General features: G+C 36.3%; 24 protein-coding genes. 2 read left to right on the forward strand and 22 right to left on the reverse strand.

Features of this window, described 5'->3' with window-relative positions:
• Nucleotides 1–13: 13 nt before the first annotated feature.
• The 7 genes from MOO47_RS00800 to MOO47_RS00830 form a co-directional block, all read right to left on the reverse strand.
• Nucleotides 14–676, reverse strand: coding sequence for a histidine phosphatase family protein (locus tag MOO47_RS00800; protein ID WP_249512960.1), 663 nt, complete (start codon nt 674–676; stop codon nt 14–16).
• A 118-nt stretch (nt 677–794) separates the two neighbouring features.
• Nucleotides 795–1,910: a tRNA 2-thiouridine(34) synthase MnmA gene (gene mnmA / locus MOO47_RS00805; RefSeq protein WP_396022043.1), complete on the reverse strand. Its 1,116-nt coding sequence runs from the start codon at nt 1,908–1,910 to the stop codon at nt 795–797.
• A gap of 26 nt (nt 1,911–1,936) precedes the next feature.
• Entirely contained in the window at nt 1,937–2,275 is a 339-nt protein-coding gene (locus MOO47_RS00810; RefSeq protein WP_249512961.1) for a DUF1831 domain-containing protein, read from the reverse strand.
• Between the two features lie 4 nt (nt 2,276–2,279).
• Nucleotides 2,280–3,428, reverse strand: a complete 1,149-nt coding sequence (locus MOO47_RS00815) for a cysteine desulfurase family protein (protein ID WP_249512962.1) — start codon at nt 3,426–3,428, stop codon at nt 2,280–2,282.
• Between the two features lie 14 nt (nt 3,429–3,442).
• Nucleotides 3,443–4,132 carry a 5'-methylthioadenosine/adenosylhomocysteine nucleosidase gene (locus MOO47_RS00820; protein WP_249512963.1) on the reverse strand — a complete coding sequence of 230 codons (690 nt, stop codon included), beginning with the start codon at nt 4,130–4,132 and terminating at the stop codon, nt 3,443–3,445.
• A gap of 12 nt (nt 4,133–4,144) precedes the next feature.
• Nucleotides 4,145–4,336 carry a hypothetical protein gene (locus MOO47_RS00825; protein WP_249512964.1) on the reverse strand — a complete coding sequence of 64 codons (192 nt, stop codon included), beginning with the start codon at nt 4,334–4,336 and terminating at the stop codon, nt 4,145–4,147.
• On the reverse strand, nt 4,333–4,920 hold the full coding sequence (locus MOO47_RS00830) for an NUDIX hydrolase (protein ID WP_249512965.1): 588 nt from the start codon (nt 4,918–4,920) through the stop codon (nt 4,333–4,335). Before MOO47_RS00830 ends, MOO47_RS00825 begins: the two co-directional genes overlap by 4 nt.
• A 59-nt stretch (nt 4,921–4,979) precedes the next feature.
• Here MOO47_RS00830 and MOO47_RS00835 point away from each other — a divergent pair, with 59 nt between their 5' ends.
• Nucleotides 4,980–5,429 carry a DUF3290 family protein gene (locus MOO47_RS00835; protein ID WP_249512966.1) on the forward strand — a complete coding sequence of 150 codons (450 nt, stop codon included), beginning with the start codon at nt 4,980–4,982 and terminating at the stop codon, nt 5,427–5,429.
• A gap of 9 nt (nt 5,430–5,438) precedes the next feature.
• The gene (locus MOO47_RS00840; RefSeq protein WP_249512967.1) at nt 5,439–6,089 is read left to right on the forward strand and encodes a DUF421 domain-containing protein; all 651 of its coding nucleotides are present in this window, start codon (nt 5,439–5,441) and stop codon (nt 6,087–6,089) included.
• A gap of 29 nt (nt 6,090–6,118) precedes the next feature.
• On the opposite strand, the gene MOO47_RS00845 is transcribed toward MOO47_RS00840, so the two are convergent.
• The 15 genes from MOO47_RS00845 to rsmH all read right to left on the reverse strand — a co-directional run bounded on the left by MOO47_RS00845 (nt 6,119) and on the right by rsmH (nt 21,848).
• Nucleotides 6,119–6,328 (reverse strand): cold-shock protein, encoded by a 210-nt coding sequence (locus tag MOO47_RS00845; RefSeq protein ID WP_249512968.1) that lies wholly within the window; start codon nt 6,326–6,328, stop codon nt 6,119–6,121.
• The gene (gene ileS / locus MOO47_RS00850) at nt 6,325–9,105 is read right to left on the reverse strand and encodes an isoleucine--tRNA ligase (RefSeq protein ID WP_249512969.1); all 2,781 of its coding nucleotides are present in this window, start codon (nt 9,103–9,105) and stop codon (nt 6,325–6,327) included. The genes MOO47_RS00845 and ileS overlap by 4 nt, the downstream gene beginning before the upstream one ends.
• A gap of 187 nt (nt 9,106–9,292) precedes the next feature.
• Nucleotides 9,293–9,958, reverse strand: a complete 666-nt coding sequence (locus MOO47_RS00855) for a DivIVA domain-containing protein (RefSeq protein ID WP_249512970.1) — start codon at nt 9,956–9,958, stop codon at nt 9,293–9,295.
• A 17-nt stretch (nt 9,959–9,975) separates the two neighbouring features.
• Nucleotides 9,976–10,731, reverse strand: a complete 756-nt coding sequence (locus MOO47_RS00860) for a YlmH family RNA-binding protein (RefSeq protein ID WP_249512971.1) — start codon at nt 10,729–10,731, stop codon at nt 9,976–9,978.
• Nucleotides 10,732–10,734: 3 nt separating this feature from the next.
• Nucleotides 10,735–10,998, reverse strand: a complete 264-nt coding sequence (locus tag MOO47_RS00865) for a YggT family protein (RefSeq protein ID WP_249512972.1) — start codon at nt 10,996–10,998, stop codon at nt 10,735–10,737.
• A gap of 17 nt (nt 10,999–11,015) precedes the next feature.
• Complete coding sequence (locus MOO47_RS00870) at nt 11,016–11,420, reverse strand: cell division protein SepF (RefSeq protein WP_249512973.1); 405 nt, start codon at nt 11,418–11,420, stop codon at nt 11,016–11,018.
• Between the two features lie 15 nt (nt 11,421–11,435).
• Nucleotides 11,436–12,641 carry a cell division protein FtsZ gene (gene ftsZ / locus MOO47_RS00875; RefSeq protein ID WP_249512974.1) on the reverse strand — a complete coding sequence of 402 codons (1,206 nt, stop codon included), beginning with the start codon at nt 12,639–12,641 and terminating at the stop codon, nt 11,436–11,438.
• A gap of 37 nt (nt 12,642–12,678) precedes the next feature.
• Nucleotides 12,679–13,986 carry a cell division protein FtsA gene (gene ftsA / locus MOO47_RS00880; RefSeq protein WP_249512975.1) on the reverse strand — a complete coding sequence of 436 codons (1,308 nt, stop codon included), beginning with the start codon at nt 13,984–13,986 and terminating at the stop codon, nt 12,679–12,681.
• An 83-nt stretch (nt 13,987–14,069) separates the two neighbouring features.
• On the reverse strand, nt 14,070–14,852 hold the full coding sequence (locus tag MOO47_RS00885; protein ID WP_249512976.1) for a cell division protein FtsQ/DivIB: 783 nt from the start codon (nt 14,850–14,852) through the stop codon (nt 14,070–14,072).
• 4 nt (nt 14,853–14,856) lie between these two features.
• Nucleotides 14,857–15,966 (reverse strand): undecaprenyldiphospho-muramoylpentapeptide beta-N-acetylglucosaminyltransferase, encoded by a 1,110-nt coding sequence (gene murG, locus MOO47_RS00890; protein ID WP_249512977.1) that lies wholly within the window; start codon nt 15,964–15,966, stop codon nt 14,857–14,859.
• A gap of 13 nt (nt 15,967–15,979) precedes the next feature.
• A complete protein-coding gene (gene murD / locus MOO47_RS00895) occupies nt 15,980–17,335 on the reverse strand; it encodes a UDP-N-acetylmuramoyl-L-alanine--D-glutamate ligase (RefSeq protein WP_249512978.1) in 1,356 nt (451 codons plus the stop codon).
• Nucleotides 17,336–17,347: 12 nt separating this feature from the next.
• Nucleotides 17,348–18,313 (reverse strand): phospho-N-acetylmuramoyl-pentapeptide-transferase, encoded by a 966-nt coding sequence (gene mraY / locus MOO47_RS00900; RefSeq protein WP_249512979.1) that lies wholly within the window; start codon nt 18,311–18,313, stop codon nt 17,348–17,350.
• A 19-nt stretch (nt 18,314–18,332) separates the two neighbouring features.
• On the reverse strand, nt 18,333–20,504 hold the full coding sequence (locus tag MOO47_RS00905; protein WP_249512980.1) for a penicillin-binding transpeptidase domain-containing protein: 2,172 nt from the start codon (nt 20,502–20,504) through the stop codon (nt 18,333–18,335).
• Nucleotides 20,501–20,884 (reverse strand): cell division protein FtsL, encoded by a 384-nt coding sequence (ftsL, locus tag MOO47_RS00910; protein WP_249512981.1) that lies wholly within the window; start codon nt 20,882–20,884, stop codon nt 20,501–20,503. Before ftsL ends, MOO47_RS00905 begins: the two co-directional genes overlap by 4 nt.
• Before the next feature lie 31 nt (nt 20,885–20,915).
• Complete coding sequence (gene rsmH / locus MOO47_RS00915; RefSeq protein ID WP_249512982.1) at nt 20,916–21,848, reverse strand: 16S rRNA (cytosine(1402)-N(4))-methyltransferase RsmH; 933 nt, start codon at nt 21,846–21,848, stop codon at nt 20,916–20,918.
• Nucleotides 21,849–21,854: the final 6 nt, after the last annotated feature.

The raw sequence follows: 21,854 nt of genomic DNA on the forward strand, positions 1-21,854 counted from the left end.
TTATCCTCCATTTTTAGACTGTATCCGTTGAATTCAAGTCTCGCTTTAAATAACTGGTATCATTCCATTTAACTAATTCAAAATTTTCTCCTTGATCTTTAGTTATTAAAGTCGTTAGACCGGTATTTGCCATGCCTCCATCTTTTCTTAAGTCACCCAAAGAAATACCTAAGAGCGACTTAATCATCGCCACTAACGCTGCGCCGTGGCTAACAATAACAAAATTTTGTTGGTGTGTAAGATCATTTTGAGCTAGATCTTTAATAAAATTAGTAGTACGTTCAATGACTTGAGCAAAACTTTCACCCTTTATAGGAGTTGGATCATATTTACTAGGATCATGACGAAATGACCAAATTAGCTGTGGATACTGTCTTTCCGCATCCACAAATTTTTGACCTTCTAAAATACCCAAATTAAATTCCTTGAGCATGACAGTCCTAGTGATCGGGATCGTGCCACCCAAATAATTATCCAAAGTTTTTGCCGTTATGTAGGCACGCTGAAGTGGACTAGTATAAATGTGATCAATATGGATAGGTTTTAAATGTTGAGCCAACAATTCAATATCATGGTAGCTAGCAGGCAATAAAGGAGAATCTCCTTGTGCACCCTGATAGCGGCCTTCTGAATTCCATTGCGTTTTACCATGTCTTACAAAATAAAATGTTGTCATCCTTTATACTCTCCTACCGCAGATATTAACATTATCGTTGATAATGTCCAATTATTCAACACAGCACTGCAAATAAGTACAAAAAAACTAGAACAAAAATTTCGTTCTAGTTAATTATTTAGACATATTGTAATTGCTTAGTTTTGCTATACGCACGATCAATAGTGGCTCCACCTAGACATTCTTCACCCTGATAAAAAACAACTTCTTGTCCTGGAGTAATAGCGCGCACTGGTTCATCAAATTCTACATGAACATCATCATTATCACCTAAAATTACTGTTACACCAGTATCTTGCTGCCGATAACGGAACTTAGCAGTGCAATGAAATTTTGTTGTTATAATTGTTGCTGGTGCTATCAAAGACAAATCTGTTGCATCTAAACTATCAGCATATAACAAAGGATTATCATAACCTTGATCGACATAAAGAATATTGTGTTCTAAATCTTTGCCGACCACAAACCAAGGAGCATTGGACTTACCATTACCACCAATACCCAATCCTGAACGCTGACCAATAGTATAGTACATAAGACCAGCATGCATCCCCATTTTTTCACCTGTCGGCGTTAACATTTCGCCGGCTTGAGCTGGCAAAAATTCACTCAAGAATTTCTTGAAATTACGCTCACCAATAAAACAAACACCAGTGGAATCTTTCTTTTTAGCCGTAGCCAAACCAGCCTCTTGGGCAATTTGGCGTACTTGTGATTTTTGCAAATTACCAATGGGAAAAAGCGCATTCTGCAATTGATCTTGTGCCACAGCACTTAAAAAATACGTTTGATCTTTATTAGCATCAGCTCCCCGCAACATATGCACTATTCCAGAATCATCACGGATCAACTGTGCATAATGCCCCATAGCAATATAATCAGCATCTAATTTTAAAGCATAATCTAAAAAAGACTTAAATTTAATCTCTTTATTACACATGACATCTGGATTGGGTGTTCGGCCCTTTTTGTATTCAGCTAAAAAATACTCAAAAACACGCTCCCAATATTCTTTTTCAAAATTTACAGAATAATAAGGAATCCCAATTTGATTAGCAACTTTTGCCACATCTTCATAATCTTCGGTAGCTGTACAAACACCACTATCATCAGCATCATCCCAATTCTTCATAAAAACGCCGATAACATCATAACCTTGTTGCTTTAATAAAAGAGCAGATACAGAGGAATCCACACCGCCGCTCATGCCCACAACAACTCTTTTTTTGGACAAAATTACTTCACCTTTTCTTAAAATTGTTATTCTACAATTTTTAAAATATCACGTTGCAGCAAAGTATCAAGCGCATAATGCAATTGTTCAATTACAGTTTCATTATGTGGCAATTTAAAAATATTTATTTGATGCAAACCACTTTGATCGGTGACCGCCATTTTTAAATTTTTTAAATCTTGCATGACCTTAACTTTCAACAAATAACTAGCATCATAGGGAGAATAATCACTTAATGGTTGTTCCCAATTGAAATTTCCCTGTTTCGATTTAGTAAAACCAACATCAATCAATGAATAAACCTTGATCTCAGGATTAATTTGATATCTTGTTAAATCCCCGTTAATTTGAACAGTTGTTGGCATTTGATCACCCCTTTTTAGCTCTGACAATTTTTATCAGAGCATCAGCAAGCTTGATTATATCATTTTCTACGGTCATTTTGTTGAAACTTACTCGGATTGATTGTTCTACTCGTGGATTTTGTGCACCAAACATCGCCCTCAAAACATGCGACGGTTCTAAACTACCAGCTGTACAGGCAGATCCACCTGAAACAACTATACCCGCCAAATCTAATTTTATTTGTAAAATCGAAGTCGCAAATCCTTTAATCCACAAATTCAAAATATTTGGTGTAGTTTGAGCAATATCTGGTCCGTTGACGACATACTCAACATCAGCTTGATCCAATAAAGTTAATAAGAGCTGTTTATAAGATTGCAGACGTTGGCGTATTTCAGAACGCTCCTTTGATGAATTAAGCTGTACCGCAGTGGCAAAACCAGCTATCGCTGGAACATTTTCAGTACCCGCACGGCGTTTTAATTCTTGTTGTCCACCTTTAATCAGCGGTGGCAGTGTTAAATCTGCTCGCTCATACATAAAGCCTAACATCTTAGGGCCGTTAATTTTATGCGCGGATGTGGTTAATAAATCCACGTTAAGTGCTCGTACATCAATATCTTGTAACCCATAAGATTGCACAGCATCAGTATGAAAAATGGCCGGATGATCTTGTAATAATTGACCGATTTCTTTAATAGGATTTAACACACCGATTTCATTATTAACCATCATAATAGAAACCAAAATAGTATCTGGGCGTAAAGCATTCTGTACTTGATCTACATTAATTTGACCAGCTTGATTAACTGGTAAATATGTGACTTCAAAACCTAGTGTTTCTAAATATTTCATAGATTGCAAAACTGCTTCATGTTCGATACTAGTGGTAATGATATGTTTGCCTTGTTCTTGGTGCGTCAAAGCTGTCATAATGATTGCAGTATTATCGCCTTCACTACCACCACTATTAAAAACGATTTCTCCCGGTTGAGCATTGATACTCTTGGCAATAACTGCTCTTGCTTCATCTAAAATAGCACGAGCTTTTCGACCATAATAATTGGGTGTTGAAGCATTGCCAAATGTTTGCTGCATTACTTCATTCATACGAGCTATCACTTGGGGAGCTAAAGGTGTAGTAGCAGCATTATCTAAATAAACAGGTTCCACAAAAACATACTCCTCTAATTATTATCCATAAAATTCAATAACATTTGCACCGAACGAATACCAGCATCTTGGACAAATTCATCAAAAGAAACATTGGCTTCTTCATCACCTACGTCACTCATTGCTCGAATCACAACAAACGGAACTTTAAATTGTGTAGCTACTTGTCCTACAGCTGCACCTTCCATCTCACAAGTAATTGCTGCAGGAAAATCATGTAAAATTTGTGCAATTTGTGCTTTACTGTTAATAAATTGGTCGCCCGAAACAATAAGGCCGACATGACTATTTTGTCCCATATCTTTTCCAGCAGTAACTATTTTTTTGACTAAATTAGCACTACTCTCAAAATAAAGCGGTTGATCAGGAACTTGTCCTTTCTGGTAGCCTGACGGTGTGACATCAACATCATGGTAGGCAACTTGGGAAGAAACCACCACATCGCCCACTTTTAAATCAGCACCAATCCCCGCTGCCGATCCTGTATTAATAATAATATCTGGTTGGTAATTATTACATAAAATTGTTGTTACCATCGCTGCTTGCACTTTACCAATGCCACTTTGTGCAACTACTAATTGATGATTGCCATAGCAGCCAACACTAATTTGCACACCTGCAATATTTTCTTCAGATAAGTTATTCAAAGAATTCTTTAGCAAGCCAATTTCTTCTTGCATTGGTACAATAACTGCAATTTTCATAAATAATTTCTCCTATATAAAAAATAAAATCAAATAAACTATAACAATCAAAACAACAACTATTAAAATAGCGCTATCTAGGCGTCGACGCAAGCGCTGTGAGTGAAATTGTGTTTGAGCTTGCTTTACCTCAGGATCAGAACGCCTGTAATGAGGAGTTTGATCTTGTTCAAGTTGTTCAGGTTCTGTTCTAGTCGCTGTCAATTGTTTTCTCCTCGAATTTGTTGCCAAATAAAAATTGCTAATAAAGTTTTGGCGTCACAAATAATACCTTGTTGAATTTGCTCTTGTACCTGCGCAAAAGTTAATAATTCTATCTCCACAAACTCATCACTATCTAGTGCCAGTCGCTTTTGAGCTGGTTTAATCCCCGTTGCTTGAAAAATAGTTAAATATTCATCACTAAAACCCGGTGTGGAATAAAATCCGGCTACTTTAGTTAACTTTTGAACTTGATAGCCAGTTTCTTCGTTTAATTCTCTTAGAGCTTCCATTTGTAGATCTTGCTTACCAGGATCAATTTTACCAGCTGGAATCTCCAGAGTAATCTGTTGCATTGGTTCACGCCATTGCCTAACTAATAACAGCTTGTCAGCAATAACAGCCAAAACTGCCACCGCACCATGATGATGTACTACTTCACGTTCAGCAGTTGCACCATTAGGTAAGCGAACAGTTTCCAAATCCAAATTTAAAATCTGACCTGTAAAAATTCGTTTAGTAGTCAATTTTTGTTCTTTTAAACTCACAAAACCACCCTTTTCTGAATTAATAGGCACATTAGCCATTAAGGCACCAATAATAATGTTATAATTTCCTCAATTTTAGTAGACTTGGGGAGATTTCTATGACTAATTTTTACACTTACCAATATTTAACACATCAACCAAATCGTATAAATTCAGTGATTTTTGTCATCAATATTTTATTAGTAATTGCTTTAATTATCTTTTTGTTCCTATTTTTAAGACATCGGGACAACGGTAAATACCACGGACTAACGATTATTGCCATTTTAGGTTTGCTACTAACGTTGACCATTCAATACGATAATTGGACTAAAGATCAAAGTAATCTTACTGGTAATGGTCAAGTTGCCGGTATAATTAAGCAAGTTGCCACAAACAAAAAAACTTCACCAAATAATGTTTATTCTAATTCTACCAGTTTAACCGATGGAATGATCTTGAAAATCAGAAATAGTTTTTTTGAGGTTAAATTTAACACGGATAATTCTAGCTATCACTTAGAAAAAACGCAGTTAGTTGATCCTAAAATAAATATTATCAAAAATTAGGAGGACACCATGACATTTTACTGGCAGACTTTTTTAAAATTATTAATGGGCTTTTTGGCAATGATTATTCAGATTAATTTATTAGGCAAATCCAATTTAGCACCTAGTAACGTTATAGACCAAATGCAAAATTTTGTATTAGGCGGAATCATTGGCGGTGTTTTATACAATTCAGAGATTACCTTACTACAATTTTTTATCGTCTTAATTATTTGGACATTAGTTGTTTTTACAACTAAATTTTTGACAAATCATAGTCACTGGATCAAAAAATTTATTGATGGTGAACCGACAGTAATCATTTCTAAAGGTAACATTTTACCGGAAAGAACTACCAAAGCAGGCATTTCTGCACATGATCTAGCTTTCAAATTGCGACAGGCTGGTGTTAATGATTTAGCAGAGATTGATCAGGCAGTCTGGGAGCAAAATGGACAACTAACATTTACTGTCAAAAAAGATATGAAATATCAATTCCCGGTCATCATGGATGGGCGAATTGACCAATTAGGTTTAGATTATACGCACCATGATAAAAATTGGGTGCTACAAAAAATTAAGCAACAAGGTTATCAGATTCATGATATTTATTTAGCTATTGTTGACCATGACGGTTTGCGCATTTTTCCTTATAAGAGTAAAAGTAAAAACTCCAAATAACTTGTTAAATCAAGCTATTTGGAGTTTTATTAAGCAACTACTACTGGACGTACGTTGACTGCCTGAAGTCCCTTAAAGCCTTGAGCAATCTCAAACTTAACTTTTTGCCCTGCATTCAGAGTTTTGAAACCTTCACCTTGAATTGCTGTAAAGTAAACAAATATTTTTTCATCAGTTGGCGTTAATAATTCGCCAATACCTTTTTTTTCATCAAACCAATCTACCGTACCTGTAATCATTTCTCTAATCCTTCTGCCAATACTTGTGGGAAATTTTGTCGAACAATAGTTGCACATCTTTGACACATCATCGGCAATTGTTCATCAACACCTACATCTGCTTTAATCATACGACAACGTGCACAAACTTGTCCTGTAGCGGGCGTTACTTGAATTTGTACTTCATCATATTGATCAGCATCTGTTAATGGCTGATCAACAATTTCAAATTGAGAAACAATTAACAATTGTCCGACATTAGCATTTAGTTTATTTAACAGTTGACGCAATTGTTGACTAGGATAAATAGTCACAGCCGCTTCCATAGATTTACCAATCAGTTTTTGTTCTCGAGCAGCTTCCAATGACTTCAAAACATGATCTCGGAAATTCATGAATTCATGCCAATCAGCTAAAATATCAGCAGAAGTTACCAATTCTTGTGCCTTAGGCATTTGTGCTAATTGTACATAATCTTCTGGCTCTTTTAATTCTTGCCAAATTTGTTCCATGGTATGCGGCAAAATTGGTGTCAATAATTTAGTCAAAGCCACGGCTACATCGTAGATTACGGTTTGCATTTGGCGTCGCCTTAAAGCATCAGCAGCATCAATATACAAAATATCTTTAGCAAAGTCTAAATAAAAAGCCGACATTTCGTTAGCAATAAAAGAAGTAATTACCTTGCTGACCTCTGCAAAATCAAAATCATCATAGGCTTTTAAAACTTTAGCGATCAACTTATTTAACTTAACAACAATAAATTGATCTACAGTGCCCAAATCATTATAGGCTATCTGATCAATTTTAGGGTCATAATCAGCTGTATTAGCTAACATAAAGCGCAAAGTATTTCTGATTTTTCGATAAGTTTCAGAAGTTTGCTTAAACGCATCCACAGACACAGGAACATCAGAACTAGTATCAACGGAAGCCACCCATAAGCGAATAATTTCAGCACCAAATTGCCTTTCAATATCGCTAGGAACAATCACATTGCCTAACGACTTACTCATCTTATGACCCTTTGCATCTAAAGTGAAGCCTTGTGATAGAATCTTTTTGTATGGAGCTTGACCAGTCACTGACACAGCCGTAATCAAACTAGAATTAAACCAGCCGCGATATTGATCAGAACCTTCTAAATATAAGTCAGCTGGAAATGTTAATTCCGGACGTGCTGCCAAAACGGCTTGGTGACTAGATCCTGAATCAAACCAAACATCCATAATATCAGTTTCTTTAGTAAATTTACCATTAGGACTGCCCTCATGCGTAAAACCATCTGGTAATAGTTCTTTTGCTGATTTTTCAAACCAAATATCTGAACCATATTTACCAAATAATTCAGCTACATGATTGATTGTTTCTGCAGTCATAATTGGCTCACCATTTTCAGCATAAAAAATTGGTAGCGGAACACCCCAAACACGTTGGCGAGAAATTACCCAATCACCACGATCTTTGATCATATTGTATAAACGTCCTTGACCCCAAGCTGGATCAAATTCCACATGTTTAATTTGCTGCAAAATATCCGCACGAATCGGATCAATAGAAGCAAACCATTGTGGTGTGGAGCGATAGATAACAGGTTTTTTAGTACGCCAATCATGTGGATAACTGTGTGTGAAAAAGTCTAATTTTAGTAATAAACCCTTTTCTTGCAATAAATCAGTAACCATTTTATTAGCATCGTCGTAAAAAATACCCTCAAATCCTGGTGCTTCTGCAGTCAAACGTCCTTGATTATCCACAGGTGATAAGACATCCAAATTATATTTAATACCGACATTAAAATCATCATTACCTAAACCTGGTGCGGTATGCACCAAACCAGTACCATCATCTAAAGTGACGTGATCACCTAAAATCACTAAAGAATCACGATCATAAAACGGATGTTTAGCTACCACGTATTCTAAATCTTGCCCTTTAATATCTTGGAGAACTTCCCATTCACTCCAGCCAAAGGCTTCCGCTAAATATTCAATTCGTTCCTTTGCTACCACGTATTTTTTGCCATCTGGTGCCAAAACGACACTATAATCAAAGCGAGGATTCACACAAACAGCTTCATTAGCAGGTAATGTCCAAGGCGTCGTTGTCCAAATTGCCAACAAAGTATCCTCATCAAGTACACCTTTACCGTCTTTCACTGGGAAAGCTACATATAAAGACGGGGATTTAATGTCATGGTACTCAACTTCAGCTTCTGCAAGCGTTGATTCTGATGAAGGTGACCAGTAAACAGGCTTTTGTCCACGATAAATCAGACCACGCTCCACCATCTTAGCGAAAACTTTAATCTCTTGTTCTTCATATTCTGGTTGCAAAGTAATATAAGGATTATCCCAATCTGCAGCCACACCTAAACGTTTGAAGTCTGTGCGTTGTTTATCAATTTCCCCTAAAGCAAAGTCACGACACATTTGGCGATATTCTACTATATTCATCTCTTTGTGGTGAATACCCTTCTTAGCCAATTGCTGTTCGATAGGCAAGCCGTGCGTATCCCATCCAGGTACGAAAGGAGCACGATAGCCGTTCATTGACTTAGAGCGCAAAACGATATCTTTACTAATTTTATTCATCGCATGTCCCATATGAATATTTCCATTAGCAAACGGTGGCCCATCATGCAAAATAAAAGTTGGTAGCCCAGCATTCAACTTTTGTCTTCTTTGATAAATATCGTTTTCTTCCCAATCTTTTTGCCATTCCGGTTCCATTTTAGGCAAATTTCCACGCATTGGGAAATTAGTTTTACCTAAATTAAGTGTATCTTTAATCCGCATCTTGACCTCCAGTAATAAAAAAAGCATCCTAAATAAGGACGCTTTCAGCGCTATACCACCTATATATTAGCAATGCTTATAAAAAAATAATCTTAAAAGTGATACTCAATCTTGAGAGCTTTGCTTGGCTCACACCTACACCCAAACTCGCTGTAAAGATCAAAATCAAGCTAATCTTTTAATCAATTTAATCTTGATTATCAACATTTTGCGTTGCTTTGTCAACTGACTGTGTCACTGATTCATGTTCAACTACCAAATCTTCATTATCAGCTTTCACATCCTGTGCTAGTTGATCTAACTTCTGCAAATAAGCTTGTGATTGTTGCTGAATATTATCTGCTAATTGACCAGAACCATTTGTAATCAATTGTTTCCATGTATCAGAATCCAACAATTGTCGCTGATCCGCCACAACATGCTGCAATGAATCATAGTGATTTTGAATTTGCCCTTGCAACTGTTTTGTCTGTTCAATCAATTCCTGAGCCTGGCGTTGCGCATCTTGAATGATTTGACGACCTTGCTGAATAGCTTCATCTACCATATTTTCTGTATTAACACGCGTTTGTGCCATCATTGCCTGCACTTTATTATCAGCCTGTGTTTTAACTTGGTCAGCAGCATTTTGCGCCACAATAATGGACTCATTGACAGTATTTTGCAAATTATTAAAATACTCAATCTTAGCTTGGGCATCTTTCAACTCATACTCTAGTCGATGATTTTCCGCCATTTGTTCACTATAAGCATCAGCTACTTGCTCTAAATATTGATTAACTTGTTCTTTTTCATAGCCCCGTAATTGGGTATGAAAATCTTTCATTTGAATATCATTAGGTGTTAAAACCATGAATTCTAACCTCACTTTTAGCGACGATATATTTTAACATATAATTTGAACTTTTGCCGTGACTGACCTAACAAATCCATTACAGCTACTCTGCCGAATCCACGAACACTTATTGTGTCGCCCAACATAACCAAATAATCTAGATTATCCTGACGTAACCAATTCACACTAACTTGTCCATGCTTAATCAAATCTTTAACCTGTTGACGCGACATTCCAAAAACATTACTGATCACATTATCTAGCCTTAATGAACTGCTTAAAATATTCTTATTCACAAAGTCATCACGTACTAATAAAAGTTTCTCTAAAGGAATCTGCGATACTTTAACTCTTTGATGACCGATACGTGTTACTTCTCGTTCCAACAAATCACTAAATTCTTGCATAGCGAAAAACTGCCAATGAATTCCATCAGTCACAATATCGCCAAAACAATCCCGATCTAATCCTAAATTCAACAATGTACCCATAATTTGACTATGATCTAATTTGACAAATTTTGAATTAAAATTAATTTGCAATAAACTTACAGCAAAATCATCATCTTGAACTTTGTCATATTCCGGACACAACAAGATACGTTTGCGCTGAGCTTGTGGATAGCCACCACTCGTCTGTAATTGTAAATCCGATCGCACTAGCAATAATTTTGTTGTTTGCTGCAATTCATAGGGATTCAGAAAATGACTAACTTGCTTAGTATAATAACGATCAACTGCAGTGATCAACGACTTAATTTTAAAATTAGTTTCTGAATTTTTTATCGTCATGACTTAAAAAACCATGAGCACTAGTTTTTTAATTAAGCCAATTAGCAAGAAAGCAAAAATAGGTGAAAAACTAATTCCAAAAATAGGTGGAATAAATCGATCAAAAAATGATAACAATGGATTAACCAATTTACCTAGCCATAAGCCCAATTTAGATTGACTGGCACCAGGTAACCAAGTTAGCAATGCCCAAATAACTATTATCCATTCATAAATATTTAGTAAGTCAATTAATACAATTGGCAAACCAGCCATTACATTGGTCACTAATAAACATCCTCAACTTAATCCATTAATTCTGAAGCAATTTCACTGTCGATTGCAAAATTAGACGGTGTAAATAAAATAACGTATTGATCAACCTGCTTCATGTCACCTTTTATAGCATACAAGGTTCCACTTAAAAAATCAGAAATCCGACACATCTGATCACTATTGACACTCTTGAAATTGACTAAAACAGCTTTTTGCTCCAACAAGTCCTTAGCAATTTCTTTTGCATCACTATAATGGCGCGGTTCAACAATTCTAATGGCACTGTGACTTTCTTGTGTCTGTGCTTTCAAAGCCACTACATTATTCTTGTTAACACCTTGACTATTGGCTTCATCTTGCATCATACCATCATAATTCAGTTCATCATCATTGTCATCTAATCCAAAAAAACTAGCTAATTTATTAAAGCCCATTATTCCACCTCAACTTTAATCATGCAGATGATGTTTCAAAAAAGGAGGCATTGAATCATCATCATCGTCATCACCATCATTCAATACGTTAGATTGATTAAAAATATCGAAACTACTAGTTGTCGTATCATCTGAGTTTATTTCGGATGCATTAGTATTCCCACCAATCCCCCATGGATCAACCTTTTGTTCCCCACTAGTCTCTTTTTTCTCAACTTTAGGCGCCCGTTTTGTTAAAACAGCAGCATTCTTGGAACTTTGACGTTCATCGTCAATTCCCGTGGCAATTACTGTTACTTTAACACCGTCACCCAAAGTATCATCAATCGACGTTCCAAAAATAATATTAACATTTTCGGTAGCTGCTTCAGCAACAATATTAGCAGCTTCTTGAGCTTCGAATAAGGACAAATCTGGTCCACCAGTAATATTAAGTAACACTTGTTTAGCACCATCAATAGACACTTCTAGTAAAGGTGAAGAAATAGCTTTTTTAGTAGCATCAATAATCCGATTTTCACCATTGGCAGTGCCGATACCCATCAAAGCAGATCCTTGATCAGACATAACCGTCTTAACATCAGCAAAATCCAAATTGACAAAACCTGGTGAAGTAATTAAATCAGAAATTCCTTGTACACCTTGGCGTAAAACATCATCAGCTACATGTAGAGCTTCACCCATCGGTGTCTTTTTATCCACAATTTCCAACAAACGATTGTTAGCAATAATCACTAAAGTATCAACATGCTGTTTTAATTCTTCAATACCCTTGTCCGCAAACTTCGCGCGCTTTGGTCCTTCAAACATGAAGGGACGAGTCACAACACCAACAGTCAAAGCACCAGAATCTTTAGCGATACGAGCAATTACCGGCGCAGCTCCCGTACCAGTACCACCGCCCATTCCTGCAGTAATGAAAATCATATCTGAATCCTTTAGTAAGTCAGAAATTACATCTTCACTTTCTTCGGCAGCTTTTTGTCCAACCTCAGGATTAGACCCAGCACCTAATCCACGTGTCAACTTCGGTCCTAATTGCAAACGCGTATTAGCTTGTGATAAATCTAGAGCTTGCATATCGGTATTGGCAGTAATGAAGTCAACACCCTTGATATTTTCTTCGACCATGCGATTAACGGCATTGCCACCAGCACCACCAACGCCAACCACTTTAATCCGCGCCGAAGTTTCTTCTCTTGAATCCATTGAACTATCCATAAATAATCAATTCCTCCTGCTTTTAGCTAGCAATGCTTTAATCAAAAAATTTACCCCAAAAATTTTTAATCTTATCACTTGTAGAAATAATTTTTTCAGATTTAATTTTCTTTTTGGATGAACCTGTAGCTTTAGTACTCATTTTATGAGCAGACTCTTGCTTTATTTCTGGTTGAACATCAGATTGATGAATAATGTCATAAGCCAACATATCCAAATCATTCAATCCTTGTGCATATAATACCAAACCCAGTCCCTCAGTAAAAGCAGGATGACGCAATCCCATTTGATTTGGTATAAAAATCTTAACTTTAGTATTTAATAGCTTTTTAGCTAATTGATCAATACCCGGCATTGCCGCTAAACCACCGGTTAAAACCACACCACCAGGTAGATCAATTGCTTCGACACTATTTAATTTGCTTCGTAAACGTTCAAAAATTTGTTGCAACCGAGCCTCAATAATCTCCGCCAAATATTTACTAGAAACATTTTTAGGATCTTCTTGACCAACAATTTCCACCGGAAATTCCTCTCCCGCAACTGCCAAACTCACTTCAGCATTACCATAATAGCGTTGTAGCTTGTTAGCACTGTCTAAAGTCGTATTCAAAACCGTTGAAACATCACTGGCTACCAAATTGCCACCTTCAGGATCAACAGCAGCAAACTTAAGCTGATTTTCATGAATAATAGCAGCAGTCGTTTGACCACCACCCAAATCAATTATCGTGGTTCCAAAATCACGTTCTCCCTTGTCTAAAGCAACTTCACCAATTGCGACAGGCGCTAAAACTTCATAAACAACGTTCAATCCTGCACGCTGTACAGCTTTCAAGGAATTATGTATGATCGACTTAGGCAAAGCATACAAAACCCCTGTAAATTCTAGTCGGTTCCCAATCATGCCCCGAGGGTCTTTAATGTTCTTGAAGCCATCCACACCAAAACTACCAGGAATCAGTGCCACAAATTCCAAGTCAGGTGCCAAAGTCTTACCTAATGATGCTTTGATAACTCTTTTAACATCTTCATCATCAATTTCTTTAGATTGTTCATTTAAAGCAATCAAACTTTGAGTTTTAAACATTTGAAGTCCATTAGCGGGTAAGCCAATAATGACATCATTGATCTCTGTATTTGACTGTGAAGCGGCCTTTTTAACAGCTTGGCTGATAGCTGCAGATGCCTTGTCAATATCAACAATTACTCCGCGACTCATCCCTTGAGAATGGGCACTACCAACCCCCACAATACTAGCTCGCCCTTTCACAATATTAGCTACAACCACTTTCATGGAAGTAGTCCCAATATCTAAACTTACAATGATCCGCGAATCATCCATTGAGTGACCCTCCTATAATTTTCACCATAATTAACCTAATTAAAATCATACCACAAATTATAAGCCACCAAAACAAAACAAGACTATTCTTTTTTGCTAGGATATGGCTTAGAATAAGCGCCGATTTCTAAATTCACAATACCCTTATCAGACATTTGTTTAGTAATGGCCGGATAATACTTTAACTTAGCAGCCAAAGTTCTAATATCGCCAATCACCATATTGCCATCATTCATATAGATTGTTAAACGATATGGATGATTTTTAATATCCTTAGACCCGTGAACTTCTGAAATATCACTTTTTAAAGCATGTGGTACTGCTAAATAAAACTTTACAATTTCACTTAACGAAGTTTTTGCACCAAAAGTTTGATAAACCGGAAAATTACCAATCGGCTGGCGCAACTTTGGCTGAATTATTTTTTTATTTTCCAACACACGATAATAACCATTATTTTGTACCACAAAACCAACTGTTTGATATTCTCTTACTTTAATTTTTAATTTATTATAACCGTCATAATGGTAATCAACATCTTTAATCAAAGGAACACGATTTTTGATTTGTTTTTTAATAGTTGGTTTTTGAATGATTGTCTGCAACACCAAAGAATTATGACTAATTTTTGAAGCATCAATTACTTGTTGAGCCCCTAAGTAATTAGTACCACTGACCATTATTTGTTGAACATGCCCGATAGGAGACACTAAATAAGAAATAAATATTACTAAAGTCACTAACAAAACCACTAAATAACTAATGGGTGAAATTTTGTTCCACCAATGAACTTTTTTAGGTTGTTGTTCCTTAGGTTGGTAGTCATTATCAAAGCTGATTAATTTATCCTTTTTTTGTCGTAACATTAACTCACTTCTTTGGTTTAACCAAGTCCAATAATACAGCAATCAAACGATCACTAGCATCGCTAACGCCCAATTTCAACGAATTAACACGCATTTTCTGCATCATGTTGGGATTTTGTAGTAACTCATTTATTTCTGTAAATAACTTTGTGGCAGTTAATTGATCTTCCGTTAACATCCTAGCAGCCTCTTGTTGAACTAATGCTTGCGCATTCTTAGTTTGGTGATCGTGAGTAACATACGGACTAGGAACAAAAATAGCCGGAATAGCTAACGCCGTTAATTCAGCAATAGAAGTCGCCCCACTACGTCCTACAATTAACGAAATATCTGGCAAAATACTGGGCATATCGTCAATATAAGCTACAACCCTTACATTGTCAGGAATGGTCAACTCCTGTGCTTTTATTTGATCCAAAACACCTTGATAGTGAACTTTTCCAGTTACAAACAAGACTTGATAATCGACAGTTGCAAACTCAGGTAAGCAAGCAATTGCCGCTTTATTAATTGGTGCTGCCCCGCGACTTCCGCCAAAAATCATGACCGTTTCTTTGTCTGGGTCTAAATCAAAAGCTGCCAAGCGTTGATTTGGTTTCAAACCAGCCACTTCTTGCGCACGTGGGTTGCCTGTAAAAACTAATTTATCAGTATCTTGAAATTGTTCTTTAACAGCTGCAAAAACATAAGCAATTTTATCAACAAAATACCCCAAAAATTTATTAGTTAAACCAGCTACTGAATTTTGCTCGTGGATGACAGTTGGAACTTTGCAACGATGAGCAGCATAGACAATGGCACTAGACACATAACCGCCCGTACCTAAAACCACATCAGGCTTAAAATCACGAATTATTTTTTTAGCTTGGTAAACACTGCGAACAAACAAAGCCAAAGTTTTGAAATTTTTTAAAGACAGGCTACGTTTAAAACCTTTAATATTTAGCTCCGCAAAGGGAATATTTGCTGCGTGCACAATCTTTTTTTCTAAACCCTGAGCAGTACCAACATATAAAACTTCATCGATTAATTTTCTTTCTTGCATCCGCTTAATCAAAGCCATAGCCGGATAAATGTGACCGCCAGTCCCACCACCAGATACTATTATACGCATATCTTGAGTCCACCTAAATTTGATTTAATTGCTTAATATCAGCCATAAAACGCTTGCCGCGTTCTTCAAAAGTCTTGAATTGATCCCAACTAGCAGCTGCAGGTGATAATAAAATAACATCACCTGGTACAGACAACTGATAAGCTAAAGGAACTGCTTGATCTAAGTTAGATACTATTTTGATAGTTGGGATCTTTGCTTTTTGTGCGGCTTGCTTTAACAAATCCTTTGTTTCGCCATAAAAGACAGCTGCTTTCACATTTTTTAACGCAGGAACTAAATTTTCAAAAGTAAAACCACGATCCAAGCCGCCAGCAATCCAAACAGTAGGCTCTTGAAAAGCCTGTAAAGCCACTGTAGTAGCTTCAATATTGGTTGCTTTAGAATCATTATAAATTTTGCGCCCAGCTAAGTTTTGCACGAATTGAATACGATGCTCGACACCGCTAAAGGTTGTTAACACGTGCCTGATATCAGCGTTTGACTTACCTTTTAGCTTAGCTACAGCTATAGCAGCCAAACAATTTTCGATATTATGAGCACCTGGCAGAGCAATTTCTGCAACTTTAATAATTGCTTCATCTCTAAAATAAAGGGTGCCATTTTCCTGATATGCGCCTGCTTTGCTGTAACCGAGACGTGAAAAAGGAACAACTTGTGCCTTAGAAGTTAGACTTAGTCTTCGCCATTCTTCTTGATCAAAATTGACTACAAAATAATCATCAGTTTGCTGATTTTTGGTGATTTCCATTTTAGCAGCTACATAATTCGCCCGACTATGGTGATAATCTAGATGAGCTTCATAAATATTTGTCAAAACTGCAATATGTGGATGCATCGTTTTAACGCCCAGTAATTGGAAACTCGAAAGTTCCACTACTAAATCGTCGTCTGCTGTTGCTTCTTGTACTACTTGAGAAACTGGGATGCCAATATTACCAGCTTTATAAGCTTGACCTTTGGAACGATTTTGCGCCAAAATAAGTTGAATTAAAGTTGTAACTGTCGTCTTACCATTAGTTCCCGTAACTCCAATAAAAGGTGTTTGTGATACTTGAGCAGCCAATTCTGGTTCAGTAATAATTGGTAAATCTTGATCTATAGCAGCTTTAACAAGTGGATTATCGTAACTAATTCCCGGACTTTTAACTAATAATTTATAACCATCAGCTAATAAAACAGTAGGATCTTCCAAAATAGCTACTTGTGCACCCAGTTGTTGTAATTCTTGACTTTGTTTACTAGACTTTTGATCCGTAACTGTCACTTTAGCTCCAAGTTTTAATAATAATTTAGCTGCATTAAAACCACTCAATGCCAGTCCGAATACTAAAACTTTTTTATTTTGATATTCCGTTATTTTTTTCAATGATATATTCCTTTACATTACAAAAATAATCAAATAACTGATTGCCGCTACTAAACCAACCAGCCAAAAAACACTAACCACTTTCCACTCTGACCAACCAGACATCTCAAAATGATGATGAATCGGTGACATCTTGAAGAGCCTGCGTCCCGTAGTTTTAAAAACGGCTACTTGTAAAATAACACTTAAAGTTTCAATAACAAAGACAATGCCGATCCACAGCAAAGACCATGGACTCCCCAGTAAAATAGCGATTACTGCTAAGCCAGCTCCTAAAGCTAACGAACCAACATCACCCATAAAAATCTTGGCTGGTTTATGGTTGAAGACCAAAAAACCAAGCAAGCCACCAACTACGCTCAAGCAAACCAGCATAATCGACCAATCCTGTTGGTAAAATGCCATGTAAGCATAAGTTGCATAGGCAATAATTGCTAAACCAGAAACTAAGCCATCCAAACCGTCAGTTAAATTCACAGCATTAGAAAAGCCCACCAGCCAAAACAAAATAAAAAGAACAAAGATAACGTTAGAATGAATAATATAATTGCCAATTGCTAGGTCAGTTGGCAATTGATAATAGAAATACAAAAAACAAAAAACTAAAGCAAATGCAATTTGTAAAGTGGATTTTTGCCAAGCTAATAATCCCAAATTTCGTTTATTTTTTAGCTTTAAAAAATCATCCAAAAAACCAATTAACCCAAATAATAATAAAATTAAACTACATAATAAAATATCTGTAGAAAAAGCTGATTGCCAAGCACTGATCCATATATTAGTTACAACAATTGCAATCAAAAAGACTACTCCACCCATGGTCGGTGTTCCAGCTTTATATTCTTGCCAACTAGGACCATCTTCTCTAATTTGCTGTCCTTCCTGATTGCTCACCATCATTTTAATAAATAATGGTAGAACAAGCAATACGAGCACTAAGCTACTGAGTACAGCTACTATTAAATTAATATGATTCATTCTTAAGTCCCTCACTAAATTATTGTTTTAGATGAATTACAATTTGCTTAACGTTATTTAAAACCGCATTTGGAGACACGCTTTGTGACTTAGCATAACCTTTACCTTTAAAAATAACTTTTTTACCAGTAATTTCTGATAATTTTAAAATATCATTTTTGGACCAACCAGTAACATCAGGCATTGTCATTGCTCCGTTAGTCAATAAAATAACTCTTTGACCAGACAAAAGTTTCGTTCCCTTCAGCGGCAATTGTTGTACAACCGTCGATCCAGTACCCACAATTCCATAAGTTAATTTTTGTTGATCCAATTTTTGCTGTACCGTAGACAACGACTGATTGGTAACATCTGACATTTCTACATCAGTATTTGCTGAAGTAATATTTTCTATTTTACCTGTTCCTAGCAAACGTTGCATCATTGGATTAAAAACTTCTGATAACATTTTTTCTGGTGCTTCGGTGTTAATCTGAGGTTTTTTCATCGTGATGTAAACCAAATATTTCGGATTGCTGGCCGGTGCCAACCCAGCTACTGAATAAAGATAATCATTACTGCCTGCTAAATAACTCCCATTATTACCCGCGATTTGTGCAGTTCCAGTTTTCACAGCAATATCTTGATCAGCAATTTTATAAGCTGATCCTGTCCCATAATCTTGCTGAACAACATCACGCATAGCATCAAGAACTTCTTTACTAGTGGTTGAAGAAACTGGTTTACCAACTTTTTGTGGTGCTATTTTTTTTACTTGATGATTGTTTGGATTTTCAATTCTAGAAATTAGACGCGGTTTCATCATAGTACCTTTGTTGCCAATCGCACCCACTGCTTGAACCATTTGCATCGCAGTTACATCCACACTTTGCCCAAAAGCCGTAATTGCCTGGTCGGAAGCATGCTGAAAATTAATATTTCCGGTTACTTCATCTGGTAAAGCTACACCTGTTTTTTGCCCAATATGGAATTTCTTTAAGTAATTTAGCCATGTATTAGCACCCATTTGTTGCTCTAAATAAACCATCCCCACATTACTGGACCGTGGAAAAGCTTGACTCAGCGGGATATCACCCCAACCTGATGTGTTCCAATCTTTAATTGTTCGACCACCAACTTTAATTGATCCCGAATGATAATATTGATTACCATTATAATGTTTCGATTCAATTGCCGCAGCCAAAGTCAAAATTTTAAAAACAGAACCAGGCTCATATTGGTCTTGTATATTGAAGTTACTCCAAGCATCACTCAAACCTTCTTTAGTATCCGGATTAAAAGTGGGGCGCTGCGTTATTGCTAAAATATCCCCTGTTTTAGGATCTGTAATAATCGCTTGCATAGATTCAGGACGATATTTGCGGTCTACATTACTCATTAACTGTTCCAAATAATGCTGATAATTAACATTAATAGTTGTATAAATATTATCGCCCTGTTTTGGCTCTTTAACTTTGTCATGCGTTTGCGGCAAAGTATAGCCATTTGGGTCAATGTAACGCGTATCTAGGCCATTAGTACCATGCAAAAGATCATTATAATTACTTTCAATTCCCATAATCCCCTTAAAATGAGTGCTTGTATCTTTAGCATGTCCTTGGATCAAACCAATTGTATTAGAGGCAAAAATACCATTCGGATAAGCTCTTTGTGGTAAATTATTAAAATAAATCCCCTGCAGTTTATGCTTATCAATCGCTTCTTTAACACTTAAACTAATATTATTGCCAGCATTGCCAAACTCAACTTGAAAAGCTTTTTTATCATGAGTATTTAAAATATCATAAATTTTATCTTCATCCAAGGGAATATATTGACTAAGAATATGTGCTGTTTTTTTCTTATTTACTACATAAAGTGGCTTATTATTTAAGCCATGATACTTTTTATTGACCACAGCATAGATCTGATATGATTCATCACTGTAAGCAATTTTAGAACCATCTTCTGCTAAAATACTACCTCGTTGTGCTGGCAAAACTTGCTGATCACGATATTTATCTTTAGTACGTTGTGACAAATTAACGCTACCAACATGTCCACTTACAGCAATATAAGTAAAACGACCAATACAAAGTACAAAAAAGAAGGCAATAACGATTAAAAAGAATCTACCAATGATTCTTCGATCACGTCTTGCCTTATTAATTTCTTGAAGTTGCTTCTTTTGATCATTATTGCTTCGATTCATTTCGAAATATTCCTTATATTATTGTCCTGCAATTTAAAACCACGCTTTTGTGCAATCTGTAACAACCGGCCAGAATTACTTAGCTCATTAATTTCTTGCTGTAATTTGGAATTTTTATTAGTTACTTTAGTAGTTTTAGTAGCAAAATCTTGAATATCTCTTTGTGACTGTGCATTACTTGTCCGAATAAAGATCAATGCTATCATCATTGTCAAAATGCACAAACCGATTGCCACAACCAAGAACCTCTCCATTTTAGAAAAAGGTACCGAATTACTATTAACCTGAATGGCACTTTTGATAGTATTATCAACCACTGGCGAAGAGTCATTAGCAGTATGCTGATGGTCAGTTAGCTGACGTAATGCATTTTGTGACATAATAACATCTCTATTCTTTTATATAAGTTAATTAATTTTTTTGAGCGATTCGCAATCGAGCACTGTGCGAACGACGATTATGTTCTAGCTCCAGTGCTGACGGCAATATCGGTTTTTTGGTAAGTAATTTAAGTTCTGGTTGCAATTGCTTTGGCACTACCGGCAAATCACGTGGCGCTTTATCCATGCTGCGTTGACGAAAAATTTGCTTGACAATTTTATCTTCCAGTGATTGAAATGTAATTACACTAATAATCCCTTGAGGTTTTAATAAACTGATCGCAGCTTCTAAAGAATCGTGCACAGCTGATAATTCATCATTGACAGCAATTCGAATGGCTTGAAATGTTTTTTTGGAAGGATTTTTTTTCATCTTACGGCGCGCAGCTGCCGGAATAGAATTATTAACTATTTCAGATAATTGCAATGTTGTCAAAATAGGTCGATTAGATCTTTGCTGTATAATATTATTAGCGATTCTTTGTGCGAATTTTTCATCACCATAACGATGTAAAATTTGTATCAATTGCTGTGCAGTCCAAGTATTAACTATTTGATATGCATCTAGATCCTGCGTTTGATCCATGCGCATATCCAAACGCGCGTCATAACGATAACTAAAACCACGTTTTGGATCATCAAACTGTGGTGAGGAAACACCCAAGTCATACAAGATTCCATCAATCAAGTGGTTATCTAAGGCACTAGCCAAATCGGTGAAATTAGCCTTAATTAATTCCAAATGGTTGCTAGTTTTTTTATTGGTTTGCTCTAGTAATTTTTGACCGGCATCAATTGCACTTTGATCACGATCAAAAGCAAAAACTTGCAAATTTTGTCCCTGCGCTAATAAATAACGCGTATGACCACCACGCCCAAAAGTCGCATCGACATAAGTACCACCATCATGAACATGCAAGGCATCTACAGTTTGTTGCAACAAAACAGTTTCGTGCTGAAACATTAATCT

Origin of the sequence: Bombilactobacillus thymidiniphilus, assembly GCF_023380245.1 — a bacterium.
GTDB classification, from domain to species: domain Bacteria; phylum Bacillota; class Bacilli; order Lactobacillales; family Lactobacillaceae; genus Bombilactobacillus; species Bombilactobacillus thymidiniphilus.